1 protein-coding gene is annotated in these 398 nt (G+C 33.4%); it reads left to right on the forward strand.

Going from position 1 to position 398, the window contains the following annotated elements; genetic code table 11:
- A partial coding sequence (locus GWK61_RS61750; RefSeq protein ID WP_194922404.1) for a nitronate monooxygenase occupies positions 1–398 on the forward strand: 398 nt, incomplete at both ends.

The following is a 398-nucleotide window of genomic DNA, read 5'->3' on the forward strand; positions in this document are numbered from 1 at the left end:
ATATGATATTGCTAAATATTTAAAATTAGGTGCTAGCGGCGTTCAAATGGCAACGAGATTTGTAGCAACTGAAGAATGTGATGCTTCGGATGAGTTTAAAAATGCCTATGTTAATTGTAACAAAGATGATATTCAAATAGTAAAAAGTCCCGTTGGAATGCCAGGTAGAGCTATGAAGAATACATTTGTAAAGAAAACTAGCTCTGAGAGAGAGAAAATAACTCATTGTTATAATTGTTTAACACCTTGCAACCCTGCTAATACACCTTATTGTATAAGCAAAGCTTTAATAAATGCAGTAAAGGGTAACCTTGATGAAGGTCTCATATTCTGTGGTGAAAATGCAAGCAGAATAACAAAAATCACAACAGTGAAAGAGCTTATGGATGAATTAGTAT

The organism is Catenulispora rubra (assembly GCF_015356825.1).
Classification (GTDB): Bacteria; Actinomycetota; Actinomycetes; order Streptomycetales; family Catenulisporaceae; genus Catenulispora; species Catenulispora rubra.